2 protein-coding genes are annotated in these 2405 nt (G+C 60.2%); both read right to left on the bottom strand.

Going from position 1 to position 2405, the window contains the following annotated elements; all coding sequences use genetic code 11:
• Nucleotides 1–71: 71 nt before the first annotated feature.
• Nucleotides 72–917: an IS21-like element helper ATPase IstB gene (gene istB, locus FN961_RS25585; RefSeq protein ID WP_007396167.1), complete on the bottom strand. Its 846-nt coding sequence runs from the start codon at nucleotides 915–917 to the stop codon at nucleotides 72–74.
• Nucleotides 914–2164 carry an IS21 family transposase gene (gene istA, locus FN961_RS25590; RefSeq protein WP_144042963.1) on the bottom strand — a complete coding sequence of 417 codons (1251 nt, stop codon included), beginning with the start codon at nucleotides 2162–2164 and terminating at the stop codon, nucleotides 914–916. The genes istB and istA overlap by 4 nt, the downstream gene beginning before the upstream one ends.
• Nucleotides 2165–2405 lie beyond the last annotated feature (241 nt).

Here is a 2405-nt window from a genome sequence, read left to right on the forward strand (position 1 = left end):
TCGGGCTGTAAATGCTGTTTCAAAATTCCCCACATGTGCTGTCGGAAAATTCCCCAGCACGGATATGGTGATCAGCCATTGAGGTGATCGATAGCTCCATGCTTTGGGGGCCTACCGCGGCGCTTTGGCGCTGCCGGTGGCATCAGATTGGCGTGGGCCCGTGTATGCTCGGGGATCAGATCGGCATGCTGGCGCAGGCGATAGCTGGCACCTTCGATGTGGACGACGACAGCATGGTGAAGTAGCCGGTCGAGCAGCGCGGTGGCGACGACCGGGTCGCCGAAGACCTCGCCCCACTCGGCAAAACCGCGATTGGAGGTCAGGATCATCGCTCCCTTTTCGTAGCGGGCATTGACCAGCTGGAAGAAGAGGTTGGCACCACCTGGCGTGATTGGCAGGTAGCCAATTTCATCGACGATCAGCAGCGAAGCCCGCGTGTAGAAGCGAATTTTCTCGGCCAGACGCCCCTCGCGTTCGGCTCTGGTGAGCGCCTCGAGCAGTTCTGCCAGAGAGCAGCGATAGACGCTGCGTCCGGCCCTGACGGCGGCCACGCCGATGGCTGTGGCCAGATGGGATTTTCCGGTGCCTGGCGGGCCCAGAAAATGCAACACCTCGGCCCGATTGATGAACTCGAGCTGGGCCAGCGCGGTGATGCGATGCCTGTCGAGTGAAGGCTGGAACGAGAAGTCGAAGCTCTCGATAGTTTTGATCGGCATGAGGCGGGCGGTGCGCAGTGCTACGCTGATGCGCCGTCCCTCGCGCAGGTTCAGTTCTTCGGCCAGCAGATCGTCGATGGCCTCGATGGCGCTGATCTCGCCCTTTTCCAGCCTGCCCAGCGTGTGATCAAGCGTTTCGAGGGCGCGTGCCATATGGAGAGCCAGCAGGCTTTGTCGGATGCGTTCGGTGACAGACATCATGCGGTCCCTTTGGCATTGATGTTGGCCAGGCGTTCACCCACCGCGCCGTAGAAAGCCAGAGGACGCTGGAGGATCGGCACCGCCGGTGTCGTCGGCAACATCTCGGCGTGTTGAACCGGTGGGGCCTTGCGGTGGCCTGGCTCGATCCGCTTACGGTTTTTGCCTTCCAGCACGGGATGCCGGGCGATGAGTTTCCCTTCCTCGAAGATCAGGACTTCATGTGTATGGTGCTGGATCTCGACCACGCGACGGCGGGCAGTGTCAGGCACACTGTAATAATTGCCGGCCACCGCCACCATCCCCTCGCGGCTGATCCGCCGCTCGACGCTCAGAACAGCATCGTAGCGCAGGGCAGGCAATGGATGCAGATGGGGCTGCTCCTGTGCAAAATGCTCCTGCACGATCCGCCCGGTGGTGGCATGTGCCCGCGCGTTGGCGATATCCGCGCGCCAGACGTCGAACTGGGCGTTGAGGTCATCGAGATCATGGAAGCTGCGGCCAAGGAAGAAGTCCTGACGGATGTAGCGGAAGGGTCGCTCGACCTGGCCCTTGGTCTTGGCGCGATAGGGCTGGCAGGCTCTGGGGGCGCTGCCATAATGGGCCAGAAGCGCCACCAGCGAGGCATTGTAGGTCACCACGCCCGCATCATCCTCACCGATGACAGCGGTCTTCATGCGATCGTAGAGAATTTCCGTGCAGCAGCCCGCCATCGCCTCGAAGGCGGCGATGTGGCAACGCATCACTGTTTCCAGACCCTGGTTCGGGCAGAAACGTCCCCACAGCCAGCGACTGTGCCCCAGCACCATGCTGAACAACCAGACCTTGCGCACGATGCCTGGCTCGCCGGTGAAGACTGTCTGGAATTCCGCAAAATCGACCTGCGCCTGAACGCCGGCTCCGGTCTCGAAGCGCCGCTCATAAGGCCTGGGCAGCGGGGGGCGGATTTGCCGGAGATATTCCGTCAGCGATGAATAGGCACCGTCATATCCCATGTCGCGAATTTCACGATGCAGCCTGCGCGATGAAAGTCCGGGATAACTTGCCATCCGCTCCAACAGATAGGTTCGATAAGGTTCTGCTGCGCTGGCCACCGGTTTACGCGGTGCATAGGCTGGAGTCTCCAGCCCATTGGCCAGATACTTCTTCACTGTCTTGCGATCGAGCCCTGTCTGGCGCGCGATGGCGCTGATGCTGAGCCCCTGTCTTTTGAGTTCCTGGATCAAAACGACCTCCCTGAGTCCTATCACCTGCTCGCCCTTCCTTTGGCATCAGCAGGGATAAATGTGCCGCGTGATCGTCATGGGGGCATGCCCCCATGACGATCACGCACAGTCCTCAAACTGGGGAATTTTCAACCAGCACATTTGGGGAGATTACAACCAGCACTCACACGGGTCACGGCGCTCGCTGGAAACGCTTTCATGGAGCATGATCCAGATATGACGGATTATCTGGAATATACAGGAAACCCGTATTCCCTGCCAGAAA

The sequence above is a fragment of the Shewanella hanedai genome (genome assembly GCF_007197645.1).
In the GTDB taxonomy this organism is placed as follows: domain Bacteria; phylum Pseudomonadota; class Gammaproteobacteria; order Enterobacterales; family Shewanellaceae; genus Shewanella; species Shewanella hanedai.